Source organism: Nodosilinea sp. P-1105 (assembly GCF_012911975.1).
Taxonomy (GTDB): Bacteria; Cyanobacteriota; Cyanobacteriia; order Phormidesmidales; family Phormidesmidaceae; genus Nodosilinea.
Genome location: NZ_SMDQ01000020.1, coordinates 19,478 through 37,773, shown reverse-complemented (window position 1 = coordinate 37,773; position 18,296 = coordinate 19,478). Strand labels below are relative to the sequence as shown.

At 55.2% G+C, this 18,296-nt stretch carries 11 protein-coding genes and 1 pseudogene; 3 read left to right on the top strand and 9 right to left on the bottom strand.

All coding sequences use genetic code 11. From position 1 onward, the window contains the following. Positions 1-11: 11 nt before the first annotated feature. The 7 genes from tuf to E1H13_RS11025 all read right to left on the bottom strand — a co-directional run bounded on the left by tuf (position 12) and on the right by E1H13_RS11025 (position 7,986). Positions 12-1,241 carry an elongation factor Tu gene (gene tuf, locus E1H13_RS11055; RefSeq protein WP_169613474.1) on the bottom strand — a complete coding sequence of 410 codons (1,230 nt, stop codon included), beginning with the start codon at positions 1,239-1,241 and terminating at the stop codon, positions 12-14. A gap of 23 nt (positions 1,242-1,264) precedes the next feature. Continuing rightward, positions 1,265-3,340, bottom strand: a complete 2,076-nt coding sequence (gene fusA, locus E1H13_RS11050) for an elongation factor G (protein ID WP_169613473.1) — start codon at positions 3,338-3,340, stop codon at positions 1,265-1,267. A 295-nt stretch (positions 3,341-3,635) separates the two neighbouring features. Beyond that, on the bottom strand, positions 3,636-4,106 hold the full coding sequence (gene rpsG, locus E1H13_RS11045) for a 30S ribosomal protein S7 (RefSeq protein ID WP_169613472.1): 471 nt from the start codon (positions 4,104-4,106) through the stop codon (positions 3,636-3,638). A 202-nt stretch (positions 4,107-4,308) separates the two neighbouring features. Continuing rightward, a complete protein-coding gene (gene rpsL, locus E1H13_RS11040) occupies positions 4,309-4,683 on the bottom strand; it encodes a 30S ribosomal protein S12 (protein WP_017300622.1) in 375 nt (124 codons plus the stop codon). An 80-nt stretch (positions 4,684-4,763) separates the two neighbouring features. Then, positions 4,764-5,174 (bottom strand): iron-sulfur cluster assembly accessory protein, encoded by a 411-nt coding sequence (locus tag E1H13_RS11035; RefSeq protein ID WP_169613471.1) that lies wholly within the window; start codon positions 5,172-5,174, stop codon positions 4,764-4,766. 276 nt (positions 5,175-5,450) lie between these two features. Next, positions 5,451-5,870 (bottom strand): phosphomannose isomerase type II C-terminal cupin domain, encoded by a 420-nt coding sequence (locus tag E1H13_RS11030; RefSeq protein WP_169613470.1) that lies wholly within the window; start codon positions 5,868-5,870, stop codon positions 5,451-5,453. Between the two features lie 277 nt (positions 5,871-6,147). Then, positions 6,148-7,986, bottom strand: a complete 1,839-nt coding sequence (locus E1H13_RS11025; protein ID WP_169613469.1) for a phosphodiester glycosidase family protein — start codon at positions 7,984-7,986, stop codon at positions 6,148-6,150. 521 nt (positions 7,987-8,507) lie between these two features. Here E1H13_RS11025 and gltB point away from each other — a divergent pair. Then, a complete protein-coding gene (gene gltB, locus E1H13_RS11020) occupies positions 8,508-13,205 on the top strand; it encodes a glutamate synthase large subunit (protein WP_169613468.1) in 4,698 nt (1,565 codons plus the stop codon). Between the two features lie 499 nt (positions 13,206-13,704). Here gltB and E1H13_RS11015 read toward each other — a convergent pair. After that, a pseudogene (locus tag E1H13_RS11015) lies at positions 13,705-14,031 on the bottom strand (hypothetical protein); the annotation flags it as partial. Between the two features lie 142 nt (positions 14,032-14,173). Here E1H13_RS11015 and aat point away from each other — a divergent pair. Both aat and E1H13_RS11005 read left to right on the top strand, forming a co-directional pair. Beyond that, positions 14,174-14,767, top strand: a complete 594-nt coding sequence (gene aat / locus E1H13_RS11010; RefSeq protein ID WP_347404146.1) for a leucyl/phenylalanyl-tRNA--protein transferase — start codon at positions 14,174-14,176, stop codon at positions 14,765-14,767. 285 nt (positions 14,768-15,052) lie between these two features. Then, on the top strand, positions 15,053-17,155 hold the full coding sequence (locus E1H13_RS11005; RefSeq protein ID WP_169613466.1) for a serine/threonine-protein kinase: 2,103 nt from the start codon (positions 15,053-15,055) through the stop codon (positions 17,153-17,155). Between the two features lie 239 nt (positions 17,156-17,394). Here E1H13_RS11005 and E1H13_RS11000 read toward each other — a convergent pair whose 3' ends face one another. Further along, positions 17,395-18,210: a cyanophycinase gene (locus E1H13_RS11000; RefSeq protein WP_169613465.1), complete on the bottom strand. Its 816-nt coding sequence runs from the start codon at positions 18,208-18,210 to the stop codon at positions 17,395-17,397. Between the last annotated feature and the right edge of the window lie 86 nt (positions 18,211-18,296).

The window sequence follows — 18,296 nt, the reverse complement described above, 5'->3', positions numbered from 1 at the left end:
GTCTAACAAGACTAAGATAGGATCTTAGATACAACGCCAGCACCAACCGTACGGCCGCCTTCACGAATGGCAAAGCGCATGCCCTGCTCAATCGCAATAGGGTTAATCAGCTCTACGGTCATTTTGATGCGATCGCCAGGCATTACCATTTCAGCATCACTGCCATCGTCAGCGGTGAACGCTTTAATAGTGCCGGTTACGTCAGTGGTGCGCACATAGAACTGAGGCTTATAACCAGGGAAGAAAGGCGTATGACGTCCCCCCTCTTCCTTTTTCAGAATGTAAACCTCAGACTCAAACTGAGTGTGGGGAGTGATGCTGCCTGGCTTGGCCAGCACCATACCGCGCTCGATGTCTTCCTTCTGCACACCCCGGAGGAGTAGACCGACGTTGTCTCCGGCCATACCTTCATCCAGAGTCTTCTGGAACATTTCCACACCGGTTACGGTGGTATTACGAGTATCACGGATACCCACCAATTCAACGGTTTCACCCACCTTCACTTTGCCGCGCTCAATCCGGCCAGTAGCCACGGTACCACGGCCTGTGATGGAGAAGACGTCTTCCACAGCCATCAGGAAGGGCTTGTCCACATCCCGTTCAGGGGTGGGGATATATGCGTCAACACTATCCATTAGGTCAAGCACTTTATCAACCCACTGGTCATCGCCACGCTTGATGGTGGTGTTGGAGGTCAGAGCCTCCACAGCTAGCAGAGCAGACCCCGAGGTGATGGGAATATCATCACCAGGGAAGTCGTAGGAGCTCAGTAGCTCACGTACTTCTAGCTCCACCAACTCTAACAACTCTTCGTCGTCAACCTGGTCTTGCTTATTTAAGAAGACCACGATGCTGGGTACGCCAACCTGCTTAGCTAGCAGAATGTGTTCCCGAGTCTGGGGCATGGGGCCGTCAGCCGCAGAGCAAACCAGAATGGCACCATCCATCTGGGCTGCACCGGTGATCATGTTCTTCACATAGTCAGCATGGCCAGGGCAGTCTACGTGGGCATAGTGACGGGTATCCGTCTCATACTCCACGTGGGCTGTGTTGATGGTAATCCCACGAGCTTTTTCCTCGGGGGCAGCGTCAATCTCGTCATACTTACGAGCCTTAGCACCACCTGCAGCAGCCAACGCCATGGTGATAGCAGCCGTCAGAGTGGTTTTGCCATGGTCAACGTGACCGATGGTGCCGATGTTGACGTGTGGTTTTTTCCGTTCAAACTTTTCGCGTGCCATTTACGTTACGTGTCCTTTCCTTTCTAAGCGTTCCCACTGTTTTTAGAGATAATGGCTTCAGCCACATTTCGAGGAACCTCACCATAGTGGCTAAATTCCATCGAAAAAATGCCCCGACCCTGCGTTTTTGAGCGGATGTCGGTAGCATAACCAAACATCTCAGCTAAAGGAACATGGGCTGTGACCTTAGCAATATCAGCCTCTGTCCCCATACCTTCGATCTGGCCACGGCGGGAGTTTAAATCTCCCATGACGTCACCCAGAAAGTCTTCTGGAACTTCAACCTCGACCTTCATAATGGGCTCTAGAAGGACGGGAGACGCCTTCATGACGGCCTCTTTCATAGCCATTGACCCAGCAATCTTAAAAGCCATCTCTGAGGAATCTACATCATGGTAGGACCCATCTATGAGAGTAACCTTTAGATCGATTACAGGGTACCCAGCTAGGATACCAGATTCGCAGGCTTCTTTCATGCCTTGTTCGGCAGAAGGAATATACTCCTTCGGAATTGTGCCCCCTACAATTTTAGACACAAACTCAAATCCGCTGCCTTCTTCCGTGGGCTCAACCTCTACAACCACATGGCCGTACTGGCCTTTACCGCCACTTTGACGGACAAATTTTCCTTCAGCGGAGATAGCTTTACGAACCGTTTCCCGGTAGGCCACCTGGGGCGCACCAATGTTGGCTTCCACCTTAAATTCCCGCAACATTCTGTCTACCAGAATGTCCAGATGGAGCTCACCCATACCAGCAATTACCGTCTGATTGGTTTCAGGATCAGTACTAACTCGAAAGGTAGGATCTTCTTCCGACAGTGACTGGAGAGCTTTAGAAAGCTTATCCATATCTTGCTTGGTCTTGGGCTCAACCGCCACCGAGATCACCGGTTCTGGAATGTACAAGGACTCCAGAATAATCGGCTCATCGGGATCGCAAATGGTGTCCCCAGTGAAGGTATCCTTCAGCCCAATGGCGGCCCCTAAATCGCCGGCCCGCAGCTCGTCTACCTCAATGCGGTCATCTGCTTTGAGCACAATCAGGCGGGAAATGCGCTCCTTTTTATCCTTAGTGGCGTTATAGATATAGCTGCCTTTTTTTAGCACCCCGGAGTAGACCCGCAGAAATGTCAAGCGACCATAGGGATCAGCCATAATCTTAAAAGCTAAGGCTGCCAGAGGAACATCATCATCGGCCGCCCGTGCCGCCGTTTCACCATCGGGCAGCAATCCTTGGATGGGGGGCACTTCTATCGGAGAGGGCAAATAGTCAACCACTGCATCGAGCAGTAACTGCACCCCTCGATTCTTAAAGGCAGAACCACACAGCATCGGAACTATCTTGCCTTTAATGGTTCCCTGGCGTAGGGCAGCCACAATCTCTTCAGGCAGAAAGTCCTCGCCTTCCAGGTATTTCTCCATCAAGGCATCACTAGTCTCGGCCACAGCCTCCACCAGCTTGGTGCGATATTCCTGAGCCATCTCTAGAACGTCGGCTGGGATATCAGTATCCTCCATGTTCTGACCGAGGTCATCATGGTAAATACGGGCTCGCATTGAGACCAGATCAACCACCCCTTGAAAATCAGCCTCAGCCCCAATGGGAATTTGCACAGCAACCGCATTCGCCCCTAGGCGATCGCGCAACTGGTCATACACTTTAAAAAAGTTAGCCCCAGTGCGATCCATCTTGTTGACAAACGCAATTCGCGGCACAGAATATCGATTAGCTTGCCGCCAAACTGTCTCAGATTGAGGCTGAACCCCACCGACGGAACAAAATACGGCAATCACACCATCTAGCACCCGCATAGACCGCTCAACTTCAATGGTGAAGTCAACGTGCCCTGGGGTATCAATAATATTGATCTGATGCTCGCGCCAGTTAGTACTAATAGCAGCCGCTGTAATCGTAATCCCTCGCTCCCGTTCCTGGGCCATCCAGTCGGTAACAGCGGTGCCATCGTGCACCTCGCCAATTTTGTGCACAATACCCGAGTAAAACAAAATTCGCTCAGTTGTCGTGGTTTTACCCGCGTCAATGTGGGCGGCAATGCCAATATTCCTAACCTTCTGTAGGGGGGTTGTCCGTGCCATAGCGACCTCCTCAGCGTCACATTGCCAACCGGCTTAGAGGGTTCCAACTAAATCTTTATCCAAAGTCTCACTGCGACAGTCCAACGGACCCAGTTATCGTCCTGGAAATAGATGCTTTAGCTGAGATACTCTCAGAGGGCTCCAACCGAAACTTATTCAGAGTCTTGATGCAACTGGCCCAAAGGCCACATCCGCCTTTCAACAAGAACAAGTTTTTTCGGGGGAACCAGTTTGAGGTTAACCTGCGATAGTCTAACCTAAAGTAAACCAATGCCGCAGGCAGACCCCCTGACAATTAATAGCGATAATGGGCGAATGCTTTGTTAGCTTCGGCCATACGGTGAGTTTCCTCACGTTTGCGTACTGCCCCACCAGTTTCGTTAGCAGCATCCATCAGTTCGTTAGCCAGTTTGATGGCCATAGACTTACCAGCACGTTGCCGGGCAAACTGCGTCAACCAGCGGAGAGCCAAAGCAACCCCCCGTTCAGACCGCACTTCCATCGGCACCTGGTACGTGGCCCCCCCTACCCGGCGAGCTTTGACCTCGACCAAGGGGGTGGCATTACGTACAGCTGTTTCAAACACCTCTAGGGGATCGCCACCAGTACGCTCTTTAATGATGGCAAAAGAGTCATAGACAATTCTGTCAGCCAAGGACTTCTTGCCACTAGTCATTAACCGTCGACTCATCATCGTGATCAAGCGACTGTTGTAGACAGAATCTGGTGGAATCGGGCGTTTTTGAGCAGTAGTACGGCGGGACATGGTTTAAGTTCCAATCGATGTAGACTTGGGTAGCCGTGTCACAGGAGACCATTCGCTCAGGGACAACTGGCTTGGAAAGCAATAAAACTAGAAACTGACGTAGCCTAGGCTGGCCGATTTAGCCTACCTCAGCCCGCAACCAGGGCAAGGCAACAGAGGGAGCTAATCAGCCCATGCTACAGGGTGTTAACTCTCAAGACATTTAACCCTTAGGACGTTTCGCCCCATATTTAGAACGACCTTGGCGACGATCCTTAACCCCAGCCGTATCTAGCGTGCCACGAATAATGTGATAGCGAACCCCAGGCAAGTCCTTGACTCGACCGCCCCGAATCATGACGACGGAGTGCTCCTGTAGGTTATGGCCGATGCCTGGAATATAGGCTGTCACCTCAAACCCAGAGGTCAAGCGAACTCGCGCCACCTTGCGTAGAGCTGAGTTAGGCTTCTTGGGAGTCGTGGTATATACACGAGTACAGACTCCACGCCGCTGAGGACAGCTCTTAAGGGCGGGGGACTTAGTTTTCTTCTCGGCTTTCTGACGCTCACTCCGGATGAGTTGCTGAATCGTGGGCATAGTACGCTCTAAACACTACGGCTGATGACAAAATTTAAGTTTTCACAAGCTCTGATACTAACATCAAAAAAGTTCTTTAGTCAAATTGGTTGAGCCATAGAGTCATGGGACTCGAACGTTGCTGGGGGGGGCGTTGCCGTGCAATCTGAAGTGGTAGGCTCAGGGGTGGTAGAGAAGGAGTGGCCGCAACCGCAGGTGTGATGGGCTTGGGGGTTGGTGAAGCGAAACCCTCCTCCCATTAAGTCTTCTGAGTAGTCGATGGTGAGCCCTCTAACCAGATCAAGGGCTGTGTCGTCAACGACTAGGGTCAGACCACTGCCACAATCAAAGGTGGTGGTGGCCCCATCTGATAGGGGTTCGGCATTAATGCGATAGGCCCATTGGGCACAACCACCTGGATCAAGGGTGAGATAGATCGGCTGGGTTAAGTTGGACTGGCGCTGCCGCAGGCGATTGAGCTCCTGGATAGCACTGGGGCTAAGATGAATCATGGTTTTCAGGTCAGCGGCGGGACTGTCGTCCCTTGGGTCGTTTTATCAGGTTATCAGGCTGCCTTGAGTGTATCATCACCAACACCAATAGGCCGTTGTTAGTCTTTTATAAAGACTAACAACGGCCTGGGCCTAGGGAGAGCGCTAGAGCATCGGTACAGTATGGCTAAAAACTCGGTTTCTTCGTCGCTGCTCTAACAACATGACTGGCCTTCTGCCCCAGAAACCGGGTTTCTGTACCGGCGTTCTAGGGTAAACAACTGGTAAGCGGTGAGTCTATGGTGTTTCTACCCGGGAATAATCATCTTGGAAGCGGACAATGTCATCTTCCCCCAGATACTCACCGTTTTGAACCTCAATCAGGACTAAGGGAATCACCCCGACATTTTCCAGTCTATGCTGGGTGCAGGGGGGGACATAGGTGGATTGGTTGGTGGAGAGCAGAATTTCGTTATCCCCACAGATGACCTTGGCCGTACCGGAGACTACAATCCAGTGTTCGCTACGGTGGTGGTGCATCTGGAGGCTAAGGCGATGCCCTGGCTTGACCTCAATTCGCTTAATTTTATAACCTCGCCCTTCCTCAAGGACGGTATAGCAACCCCAAGGACGTAGACCAGATTCAGTAATGTCTTGGCCGTTGTTAGCGGCTAAGGCTAAGGCTGTCGGTGTAATAGTTTCATTTAATTTGGGCATGGTCGTGATTCTCCTAAAGCCGATAAACGCTGTCGCTAGGTTGGTTCGTTAGGTTGAGTTGAAGGTCAAACGAGGGGCCTAGACTGGAACGACGACGAATTGTCGTCGTTGGTTGCTGACGTGGCAGGATAGACACCCAAGAGGTCAATTCTAGACAGACATAAGTCTAGCAAGGGAATTCTGCGAACTTCAGCAAAACTACGGGCTGAGGGGCAGAACCACATGGAGTCTTTACCTGGGGCAGGGTGGCTTTAAGTTGTCCTGATAAAGTTGGGAGTTACTCGGCTGTAAACAGGCCAATGCCGTTGTGAACTCGACCAGCGGTGCGGGAGTTACGGTTGATTAAGCGACCTCCCAAGTAGAGGCTAGCGGAACCGCCGCCATCCAGGTTGAGGGCGTTGGTGCTGCCTAACTGGGCCATGATCTGAGCCAGTTGGTTGAGGGTGGGGCCAGGCCCCGCAGGGCTGTGGTGGACGGCGACCAGGAGGATATCGCCAGCGGCATTGGTGGCGATCGCGCTACGCGGGGCCGCCTGGGTGGCAAAGGCGCGGCTAAATTGCTCGGCCTCGGCATTGAGCACCATCGTCTGGTTACGGATCAGCAGCGGGCCACCGCCGACAATATGGCGGAAGGGTTCTAGGCTAGCGGGTAGGGTCTCGGACTGGATAGCCAGGTCGGTGCCAGGGGTTAGGGCCACCGCTGCCGTTGCGTAGGAGCGGTGGGCCAGGATGTAACCATTGCTGGGAATCGACACCGCGTCGCGATCAGTCACGGTTTGTTGGTTAACCACCTGGTCGTTGACCACGGTAACCACGATTTCATTGCCGGTAATGGGGCGATAGGTGGTTCCCCAAGCCGGGGTGTACAGACCGATACCGGCTTCCACATACCCGCTGTTGGTCCCTTGGATGGGAAAAGAACGGCCGTTGGCAGTGGTTAGGGTCTGCCTCAAGTGCAAGCGCTCCAGGGCCACCGAACGGCTGTCATTCCAGCCGATAACGCCACGGCTGAGAATCGGGCTGGAGAGCCAATTGGTATTGTGGCGAATGGCCCCAAGGGGGTACTGGTTGTTGCGGTTGAAAAACCCGGCGTTAATGGCGGCGATCGCTTGCCAGCGCTGCCCCATGGTTTGTAGGGGGGCAATACCTACCATGGTGCTGGGATCGGCCCAGATGGGGCGAAGGGAGAGTTGGTCTTGGTTGGCGGCAATTTCTAGCCAGTACACCGGGAAAGCCGTGCCACCCACCGAAATATATTGCTGTCGCCACCGCAGCCCCGGAGCCCAGGCAATAGTGTGGGGCTGCAAGTGGTCGGGCCGAAACTCCAGAATCACTTGGTTGGGCAACGTCTGGACCCGAGGGCGGAGGGTGTTACCCGTAAATCGCACAGCCAGTTCGGTCCGCTGGGAGGCGGGGTTGGCCTGCACCTGGGTGACAATTCCTCCTGACCGGTTTTGGGTAAGGGTGTTGGCCTGGGCAGTCAGGGATGAGGCCGAGGTAGCGCTCAGGGTGAGGGTGAGTTCTTCTACGCCCTCATTCAGCTGTACGGCAGGGCGACCGGTAACGTCCAAAATGATGCGATCGCGGCCTGGCTGGAGATCTCGCCGAATTGATTGCACTTGGGCTGGAGTAGTGGTGATGGCCAGGGTAGACCCCTGGGGGGTCACCGTCCAGCCAGCCCCCTGGGCTAGGGGACTAATATCCAAGAATCGATAGCCATTGTGATGCCAAGCAGAGAGCATGATCGGGCTCGCCCCTGGGACGGCAAACCACTGCACTGGCTGCACCTGAGGGTTACTGGTGCTAAGCAGTGTGGCCCCTAGGCGATCGGTCACCCCGTAGTCGACCAGCCCCACTTGGCCATTTACCTGCATCCAGGGCATTGAAAAGGTAGATCCATTAATGGCCACCGTCGTACCCACTTGGGCCGCTGCCAACATAGCTGTGGGAGCATCCCGAATTTCAGTGGCCGGGGGCGTCGTTAACGTCTGGGTTGAGCTAGCCTCCTGGGCCAGGGCCGATCGGCTCCCCCCAGATCCAACGCCCCCAACAGCAACTAAAGCAAGACTGAACGGCAGGACAACACGAGTCAGAGGGGCAGCAAGAGGCATGATCATCACAGTAGCTATAACCTTCATATAATCTCAGTACCAGCATCTTGCTGACGAGCCAGCACCAGATCCTAAATTGGACCTAACGGGGCCTGGAACATAACCCACAATCTTATGGTCGCCGTGATCGATTTGCTCAAGAAATGTTGAACAACAGCACTTTTTCACGGCGAGAATGACCGCTATGGGCTGGGGAACCGGTAAATTAGTGATAAGGTTTGTACACTAATTAATAAGGATTGATAACAGATCGAGTATCTCGTAACACAGATGCCCGGTCTACATCAGACGCAATATGGTGATGGACTTAGGCAGGCCAATAGATTGGCCTACGCGGTATCTCTCCATCGACGATCAAATATTGCGGGAAGTTGCCGATTGTGTCCGTTGTGCCCGGCGGGGATGATTCGTATCGGTTCATGTCTGGCCTTGAGCCTGGTCTCAGAGGCGCTAATTTTGTCTCCACGCACGGTTGCTTCTACCGGTGCGTTCTGTCCATCCACGTTTAAGTAAGTCGCTGCTATCCCATGGGAAATACACCAGTGAATCACCGTCACCAACCCTTACACCAAGAGCGTTCTACCTGGCCAAACTGGGGACCTAAGTGGCTGGTTGAAGAGCGGGACGCCTGCGGGGTTGGGTTTCTGGCCGACCAGCAGAATCGTGCCAGCCACGACTTGGTAGCCCAGGCTCTGGTGGCCCTCGATTGTATGGAACATCGAGGCGGGTGCTGTGCAGACCAGGATTCTGGGGACGGGGCTGGGGTGATGACCGCGATTCCCTGGGCCGTGCTCAACCGCTGGGCAGCCGATCAGGGCCAGGCACCGCTGGCTACCGAGCAAACCGGGGTGGCGATGATCTTTCTGCCCAACCAGGATGGAGCAGCCGCGTTTATTCGCGACACCTTTAACCAGGTGGTGCAGGCTGAAGGGCTGACGGTGGTGGGCTGGCGGCAGGTGCCAGTCCACCCCGAGGTGCTGGGCAGCTTAGCCAAGCAGTATCAGCCTCAGATTGAGCAGCTGATTATGGCCTCGGCTACGGCCACCGGGGAAGAGCTGGAGCGGCGTCTATACTTGGTACGGCGACAGGTCTTGCACCTGGTGGCTGAGGCGGTTCAGCAGCCGGACAGCCTCGATCCAGCGGTGGTGGCTGGCCTGCAGGAGTTTTACGTGTGCTCCTGTTCCTGCCGCACCATTGTCTATAAAGGTATGGTGCGGTCGGCGGTGCTGGCGGCATTCTATGCTGATCTGCGGGATCCAGACTACGTTAGTTCTTTTGCGGTGTACCACCGCCGTTTCAGCACCAATACCATGCCCAAGTGGCCCCTGGCCCACCCGATGCGGCTGCTGGGCCACAACGGTGAAATCAATACCCTGGTGGGCAATATCAACTGGATGATGGCCCGTCAGGAAGATTTGTCTCATGGGGTGTGGGGCGATCGCTTTGAGGTCCTAAAACCGATTGTCAATGCTGAAAATAGCGATTCGGCCAACCTCGACAACGTGATGGAACTGCTGGTGCGATCGGGGCGATCGCCCCAAGAGGCCCTGATGATGATGGTGCCCGAGGCCTACAACAACCAGCCCGATCTAGATCCGTACCCAGAAATCACCGATTTTTACGAATACTACAGCGGCCTGCAAGAGCCCTGGGATGGCCCCGCCCTGATTGTGTTCAGCGATGGCACCCAGGTGGGAGCCACCCTAGACCGCAACGGCCTGCGCCCGGCCCGCTATGTGATCACTGACGATGGCCTGTTGATGGTGTCATCGGAAGCGGGAGTGCTGGATGTGGCTCCAGAGCGGATTGTGGAGAAGGGTCGCCTAGGGCCAGGGCAGATGATCGCAGTGAACCTCCACTCCCATGAAATTCTGAAAAATTGGGCCATCAAGCAACGGGTGGCCACCCGGCACCCCTATGGCCAGTGGCTACAGGATAATCGGGTCAGCATTCAACCCCAGCTATTCACTGAGAAAACGGCCTACAGCGGCCATGAGTTACTCCAGCAGCAAAGCGCCTTTGGCTACACCGCCGAAGACGTGGACATGATTATTCAGGATATGGCGGCCCAGGGCAAAGAGCCCACCTACTGCATGGGTGATGACATCCCTCTGGCGGTTCTATCCGAGAAGCCCCACCTGCTGTACGACTACTTTAAGCAACGGTTTGCCCAGGTAACCAATCCGGCCATTGACCCCCTGCGGGAGCGGCTGGTGATGTCCTTGACCACCCAATTGGGGGCCCGAGGTAACCTACTGGACGAGAAGCCGAAGTATGCCCGGCTGCTGCGCCTGGAAAGCCCAGTGATTAACGAGGTCGAGCTAGAGCAGATTCACCAGTCGGGCTTTGCCACGGCCACCCTCTCGACCCTTTACTCCATTGCCGCTGGCCCCGCTGGTCTAGAGCAAGCGGTGGACCGCTTGTGTGAGCAAGCCGATGCGGCGGTGAAGGCCGGTAAGACGATTCTGGTGCTGAGCGATCGCGTGGATCGTCAGGGTCAGGCTACTGTCCTATCCGCTGAGACCAGCTACATTCCACCCCTGCTGGCCGTCGGCGCGGTGCACCACCACTTGATTCGCAATGGTCTACGCCTGCACACCTCCCTGGTGGTGGACACAGCCCAGTGCTGGAGTACCCACCACTTTGCCTGCCTGATTGGCTATGGGGTCAGCGCCATTTGTCCCTACCTGGCCCTAGAATCGGTGCGCCATTGGTGGGCTGACAGCCGTACCCAAAAATTAATGGAGACCGGCAAACTGCCCGTAACCACCCTAAATGGAGCCCAGGACAATTTCCGCAAAGCGGTGGAAGCGGGGCTGCTGAAGATTCTCTCCAAGATGGGCATCTCCTTGATTACCAGCTACCAAGGGGCGCAGATTTTTGAGGCGATTGGCATTGGCCCTGACCTGCTGGAGCTGGCCTTCCGGGGCACCACCTCCCGCTTGGGGGGACTGTCCCTGGCGGACCTGGCCCAAGAAACCGTCAGCTTCCACCAGCGAGCCTTCCCAGAACTGACCTCGAAGCGGCTACAAAATATGGGCTTTGTGCAGTCTCGACCCAGCGGCGAGTACCACATGAACAACCCAGCCATGACCAAGCTGCTGCATAAGGCCCTGAAGGAGGGTGAGTATGACCATTACCAGGTGTACAAGGACCAGCTGGAAAATCGCCCGGTGACCGCCCTGCGGGATCTGCTGGACTTCAACAGCGATCGCCAACCGATTTCCCTGGACCAAGTGGAATCGGTACAAGCAATTATGGAGCGATTCTGTACCGGCGGCATGTCCTTGGGGGCACTGTCTCGGGAGGCCCATGAGGTGTTGGCCATTGCCATGAACCGCATTGGCGGTAAGTCCAACTCTGGGGAAGGGGGGGAAGACCCGGTTCGGTTTAAGGTGCTCTCGGATGTGGATGGGGACGGCCAGTCGCCCACCTTCCCTCACTTGCAGGGGCTAAAGAATGGCGATACCGCTAGCTCGGCGATTAAGCAGGTGGCCTCGGGTCGATTTGGGGTGACCCCGGAATACCTGATGCATGCCAAGCAAATCGAAATTAAGCTAGCCCAGGGGGCTAAGCCTGGGGAGGGGGGCCAGCTGCCGGGCAAGAAGGTGAGCCCTTACATTGCCATGTTACGCCGCTCTAAGCCTGGGGTGCCGCTGATTTCACCACCGCCCCACCACGACATCTACTCCATTGAAGATCTGGCCCAGTTGATCTTCGACCTGCACCAGATCAACCCCAAGGCGGGCGTATCGGTGAAACTGGTGTCTGAGGTGGGCATTGGTACCATTGCCGCCGGGGTGGCCAAAGCCAACGCCGATGTGATTCAAGTATCGGGGCACGATGGGGGGACTGGCGCGTCGCCCCTGAGCTCGATTAAGCATGCCGGGGTGTCTTGGGAATTGGGCCTGACCGAAGTGCACAAGGTGCTAATGGATAACGAGCTGCGCGATCGCGTTACCCTGCGAGTCGATGGCGGCCTCAAAACCGGCTGGGATGTGGTGATGGGAGCGCTGATGGGGGCCGAAGAATTCGGCTTTGGCTCCATTGCTATGATCGCCGAAGGTTGTATCATGGCCCGGGTCTGCCATACCAACAACTGCCCTGTCGGTGTGGCCACCCAGAAAGAGGAACTGCGTCAGCGGTTTACCGGCATTCCGGAACATGTGGTCAACTTCTTTTACTTTGTGGCCCAAGAGGTGCGATCGCTGCTGGCTCGCCTGGGCTATCGCTCGCTGACCGAGATCGTCGGCCGGACTGATCTGCTCGCTCCTCGAACCGAGGTTACCCTGGCCAAAACCAAGGCCCTAGATTTGACCACCCTGATTGACTTACCCGATGTCAAGGAAAATCGCACTTGGCTAAACCACGAAGCGGTCCACAGCAACGGTCCGGTGCTAGATGACCAGCTCCTGGCGGATGCCGTGATTCAGCAGGCAATCCAAACCCAAGGCAGTGTCACCCAGTCCGTGCAGGTGATCAATACCGATCGCACCGTTGGCGCTCGAATCGCCGGGGTAATTGCTGAAAAGTATGGTAATGCTGGCTTTGAGGGGCAGCTCAACCTTACCTTTACCGGCAGTGCTGGCCAAAGCTTTGGCGCCTTTAACCTGCCAGGCATGACCCTGACGCTGGTGGGAGAAGCCAACGACTATGTGGGCAAAGGCATGCATGGCGGCGAAATCGTGGTCAAGCCCCCACTGGGCATCGCCTATGACCCCTCCACCAATGTGATTATCGGCAACACCTGTCTGTATGGGGCCACTGGCGGCACCCTCTATGCTCTGGGCACCGCCGGAGAGCGGTTTGCTGTCCGCAACTCCAAAGGCCAGGCGGTAATTGAAGGGGCTGGGGATCACTGCTGCGAGTACATGACTGGTGGGGTGGTGGTGGTGCTGGGCCATGTGGGCCGCAATGTGGGCGCTGGCATGACCGGTGGTTTGGCCTACGTTCTAGACGAAGCTGGCGACTTCCCGGTGCGGGTCAATCCCGAAATCGTTAAGGTGCAGCGGGTGATTACCCCCGCTGGGGAAGCTCAGTTGAAAGGACTGATCGAAGCCCACGCCGCCCACACTGGCAGCGCCAAAGCCCAGCGGATTTTGGCCCACTGGCAGGAGTACTTACCTAGGTTCTGGCAGGTGGTGCCCCCCTCTGAGGCGGAAGCCCCCCAGGCGAACCCCGATGCCACCGCTACCGAAAAGGTGCTGAGCTCGGCCCAGTCCTAGGGTGTCATTACCGGTGTTATCGAACCGGCTGGCCAATGGCAGGATGTTGATAACACCGGCGAGCACTGGCAGATGCTCTCTCAAAAGCTGGTAGTCCGTAGCACCATACAGGCTATGGCGTAGGCCGGATTGGAAGGCTTCTCGGGTTCTAAGCCTGAGGTTACTGGTGTCTTCACCGGACTGGTGACGGGTATCGGGAGAGCCCTATGGAAACTACCCCTCTCACCATTATTAGGGCCGGACCAAGGGGAGCTGCTGGTCCACTACTTGCCGCACCAGGGTAGGTATGGTTCCAGTCATATTTATGAACGTCGAGGGGATCCGCGATCGCAGACTCAGACTGGAGCCCGCACGCTTCCACAACGCATCGGATGCCTGGTAACAAGGTGTAATCTCAACAGTAGTCATGGTGGGAGCCGTCGTGGCTATCGCTTCAATCTTTTGGGTCGAAGTGCTCAGGGGCAGAATCTAGGGTGTCAGCCGCGTCTAATGTGGTGGATCGCCCACAGCAGCGATCAATCCCGAGGCTGTCGAACAAGAGATCGCCCACAGCGTTAGCCACCGTAAACTCCCCATAAAAACTATCTGAAAAATCAAAGGCTTGGAGTTCGGTCAAAATTGCCATTACTAAAGAGCCCACATCATTCTCGCCTTCCATGCGGTGGCGCACATATACCTGGGAAGCCCGCTGGGCGATGTCGTGGTTGGCTGGTTCTGGTAAATATTCGGCGTTCAGCCACCTGAGCAGAGCGGCTTCTAACCACTGCCCCTCTTGCTGAGCATTTTCGGGGGCAGGCAATGTCACTGGGCTCAGGGGATCATGCATAGGCCACTTTGCAAAAGATAGAGATATTCAAAAGTTTGACACAATGTTAGGGACATCCTAGCAGCCATGGCAAACAGAATGTATCACAACATTACCAAGGCTTGAGGGTTGCATTCCTGTTGATGGGTGAACATATACCGCCGTGACCATCTATAAATACAATTACGACCTTGACGCCATTATTCGTGGGTATTCCCAGGGTTATTTCCTCATGGCCGATGGCGATGGCAGTGATTTGGGTTGGTACTCTAGCCGTCAGCGCACGTTAATTCCCTTAGACGATCGCTTTCGCTATCCCAAGTCCCTGCGGCGGGTGCTCAACCAAAATCGATTTCGGGTCGCCATTAACCAAGCCTTTAAGCAGGTGGTCGACGGTTGTGCCGATCGCGACACCACTTGGATCTCTGGTGAACTTAAACAAATGTACTGGGAGCTATACCGGGCCGGGTGGGCCTACAGCTTTGAGACCTGGCAGGGGGACGAACTAGCTGGCGGCATTCTGGGCTTGGTGATTGGCGGAGCCTTTATTGGCGAGTCGATGTTTTTTCGGATATCAGAGGGATCGAAGGTGGCCATGGTGCGGTTGGTTGAACACCTGCGATCGCGCCAATTTAGTCTATTTGACGCCCAAATGATGAACCCCCACCTCGAGCGCTTTGGCGCCTATGTAATTTCAGAGCGCGACTACAAGGGACAGCTTAAGGTCGCTCTGAAGCAAAACTGCCACTTTCTCTAGAGCATTGGTACAGTATGGCTAAAACCCGGTTTCTGAGTTGCTGCACTAGCGGCATGATTGGTCACCTGTCGCAGAAACCGGGTTTCTGTGTCGACGTTCTAGATCTATGCGGATGGCAGGCAGTGAGCGGTAGCCAAGATCTTCTAAAGAAAGCCACCCGCGTCAGATAAATCCACCGGATTCCGTGGAACACTACTAAGTAGACCCCAAACGGCCCTCCAGGCTGATGCTGGCTATGGCTATACAGCGGGTCTAACCCCAGGGGATTGCATTCTACGGTCAGGTATGAGTCTTTGTATTAATCCGCTCTGCAGCCAACCCAACCATCCTGACAATGGTGTCAGCGCCACCTGCTGCGCCTGTGGTTCCGAACTCTTGTTGCAGGGACGATATCGGGTGATGCGGCTGATCAGCAGCCAAAGCGGTTTCGGCTGGATTTATGAAGCCTATGAGCGCAACCAGCCCAAAATTTTGAAGGTGCTCAAGCAAAGCTACAACAGTGATCCCAAAGTACTGGAGCTGTTTCGCCGGGAAGCCCAAGTGCTGAGCCAACTCAACCATCCCGGTGTACCTAAAGTGGAGGCCGAAGGCTACTTTCGCTATTGGCCCCAAGATAGCGCCGAACCTTGCCACTGCTTGGTGATGGAAAAAATTGACGGCCCTAACCTAAAGCAGTGGATGATTCAGCAGGGCAATCACCCTATCAGCGAAAAACAGGCTCTGCTGTGGATGACCCAACTGACGGATGTGCTGCACTTGATCCACCAGCACAACTATTTTCACCGGGATATCAAACCCGATAATATTATGCTGCGGTCATCAGGGCAGCTGGTACTGGTGGACTTTGGCGCGGCCCGTGAGATGACCCAGACCTATATGGCTCAACTCGGGGATAGTGATATTACCGCTGTCAGCTCGGCGGGCTACACGCCCCCGGAGCAAGAGCAGGGGCAAGCGGTGCCCCAGTCTGACTTCTATGCCATGGGGCGATCGCTGATTTACCTGATTACCGCTAAGTTACCGAGCGACCCAACCATCTATGATCCCCGCACTAACGGCTTTCGCTGGCGGCCCCTGGCCCCGCAAATATCCCCACCCCTAGCTGACCTGATCGACGACCTAATTGCCCCAGCCGCCGCCCAGCGGCCCCAATCGACGGGGGAAATCTTGGCCCGGCTGGCCCACATTCGCTCAGGTCAAAACGTCACCCTACCTCCGGCTAAAGCACCTCAACCGTGGGCAGAAACCAGCGTCGACCCCCATAAAGCCAAGACCCTAGCTGAGCCATCCCGCCGATTTTTACCCCCCTGGCTGGATCAACGCCCCTGGGTACTCGCTGGGTTGACTGGCCTTGCTTTGGCCATTCCCCTGGCCTGGTATGGCATCAGTCGTCGGGCTAGCCCCCCGCCGACTGGGCTGGAGCAGACCGCTGACCTGGCCACAGAAACCGTCACCTTCGACACTGCCCTGTCCGGGCACACCGGCGATATTTACGATGCCATTTTGCTCAAAGACGGTCACACGCTAATCACCGCCAGTGCCGATGCCACCATCCGCCTATGGGACTTGCAGACAAAATCCTCTTTGGGAACCCTTAGCGGCCATACCAACGTGGTAAAAACCTTGGCCACCACCCCTGATCAAGACATCTTGATCAGCGCTGGAGATGATCGCTCAATCCGCTTTTGGGCCTTACCCAGCGGCGAGTTTCAAGGGGAAATCCAAGCGGCCCATGGGGTACCCATTAATGCCATCACGGTCAGCCACAATAGTCGCTTTCTGGCCACCGCTGATGGTCTCGGCATAATTAAAATCTGGGACTTGATGGATGCAGCGGGCTACATCAATATCTCGGCTTTAGTAGACCAGGTGCCGCAGCCTGTCCACACCCTCCAGGCTGACGGGTCCATTAATGACCTCCGCTTTAGCCGTGACAACCAGTTGCTCATTAGTGGCGGTCAAGATCTACATGTGTGGGAGATGGCGGACCCCGATCAACCCACTACCCTAGAAGGCCATGCCCCTCTGACCTTCATTAACCGCTTAGAAGTCAGTGCTGACAATCAGCTGTTGATCAGTGCGTCCAGTGATAAAACCGTTGGTATTTGGCATTTGGCCGACCACCGCCTGAAGGGAATGTTGACCGGCCACGAAAGCTACGTTAACGATGTCAGGGTGGATGGGCCTAAGCTGTGGAGCGCTGATGAAAACAAAACTGTCTTCGTGTGGGATCTGAATCGAGCCACCCCGGTTGAACAACTCCAGGGATTTGACACCGATATTTGGCGATTTGCGGTACGGCCTAATGGTGACATTGTGACCATTGGCGGTACTGAGCATTTGATCAAAATTTGGTCCACTGACGCGGCCCAATCTGCAGTTCCTTAACGAGTGGTCTATCAAATTAAAGATGACGGGCTGACAAGAGGGTTTATGGTTCGCAGCACCCGTCATTAAGTACATGGACACAATTACTGCCTGATCCGTGATCCGGCCTTCGACTCCGCTCAGGCCTCGTCGCTGGTTGAGCGGAGTCGAAACCAGCAACGTTGAGCCTTTTATTTTTGTCCACTTACTTATCAGATTGACAGAGCACTAGAGGCCCCAGGTAGCCCCCTCCCTTGAGCCTATCGAGCGACGGTAACCACCTTGCCATGGCGCCAGTCAAAGCGATCGCCATGGGCCAGCAGATGAACCTGTAGCCCATGGATGCTGAGGGGATCGGAGGCCGCCACATCTGGCTCATTGGTATGGGTAACAGCGCTAGGATCCACCACAGTAATCACCCCCTTACCGATCACCCGAAAGCTGCCATCCCGCTCGAACAGGGCACAGGTGTCTTCGTCAATGCCCAACCCCAAGCGGTCAGGCTGCATGGCAATGGCGCTGATCAGCCGAGCCATGCGATTGCGGTTATGGAAGTGCTGATCGACAATCACCTCGGGCACAAACCCCAGGCCAATTGCCATATCTACCAGGGAGCGATTGGGAGACTCACCACTGCCACCACCAGCAATCATGTGATGACCCATGACCGCCGCCCCAGCACTGGTGCCCGCCAGGGCGATTTCTCCCAACTGGGCCCGCTGGCGAATCATGTCGATCAGGGGGGTGTCAGCCAATAGGCCACACAGACGCACCTGGTCACCGCCGGTAATAAATACTCCGGAGCATTGCTCCAACACGGTCTTCCAGCTGGGATCTTCCCCCTGGCTGCGATCGCGAATATCCATCACCTTAATAGCTCTGGCACCCATGTCGCCAAAAATCTGTTGGTAGCGCCCAGCAATGGCGACCGGATCCCGAGAAGCGCAGGGAATCACCCCAATGCAGGCATCTGGCCCACCACATCGGTGAAAAAAGGTCTGTAGAATTTCTTTGCCGTGGATTTTATCTTCGGCGCCACCGATAGCCATAATGGCGTGTTGCGTTACAAGAGACATGGGTCGCTCAACCAAGGGACTTGAATTGCTACCTAGGCTCTAATCCTGCATGATAGAGAGCGCTGTTGGTTTAAGGTCAGGCCTGG

Excerpts from the sequence above, each read along its gene's own strand:
- tuf (WP_169613474.1), bottom strand. The coding sequence starts at position 1,241 with ATGGCACGCGAAAAGTTTGAACGGAAAAAACCACACGTCAACATCGGC.
- fusA (WP_169613473.1), bottom strand. The coding sequence starts at position 3,340 with ATGGCACGGACAACCCCCCTACAGAAGGTTAGGAATATTGGCATTGCC.
- rpsG (WP_169613472.1), bottom strand. The coding sequence starts at position 4,106 with ATGTCCCGCCGTACTACTGCTCAAAAACGCCCGATTCCACCAGATTCT.
- rpsL (WP_017300622.1), bottom strand. The coding sequence starts at position 4,683 with ATGCCCACGATTCAGCAACTCATCCGGAGTGAGCGTCAGAAAGCCGAG.
- E1H13_RS11035 (WP_169613471.1), bottom strand. The coding sequence starts at position 5,174 with ATGATTCATCTTAGCCCCAGTGCTATCCAGGAGCTCAATCGCCTGCGG.
- E1H13_RS11030 (WP_169613470.1), bottom strand. The coding sequence starts at position 5,870 with ATGCCCAAATTAAATGAAACTATTACACCGACAGCCTTAGCCTTAGCC.
- E1H13_RS11025 (WP_169613469.1), bottom strand. The coding sequence starts at position 7,986 with ATGATCATGCCTCTTGCTGCCCCTCTGACTCGTGTTGTCCTGCCGTTC.
- gltB (WP_169613468.1), top strand. The coding sequence starts at position 8,508 with ATGGGAAATACACCAGTGAATCACCGTCACCAACCCTTACACCAAGAG.
- E1H13_RS11005 (WP_169613466.1), top strand. The coding sequence starts at position 15,053 with ATGAGTCTTTGTATTAATCCGCTCTGCAGCCAACCCAACCATCCTGAC.
- E1H13_RS11000 (WP_169613465.1), bottom strand. The coding sequence starts at position 18,210 with ATGTCTCTTGTAACGCAACACGCCATTATGGCTATCGGTGGCGCCGAA.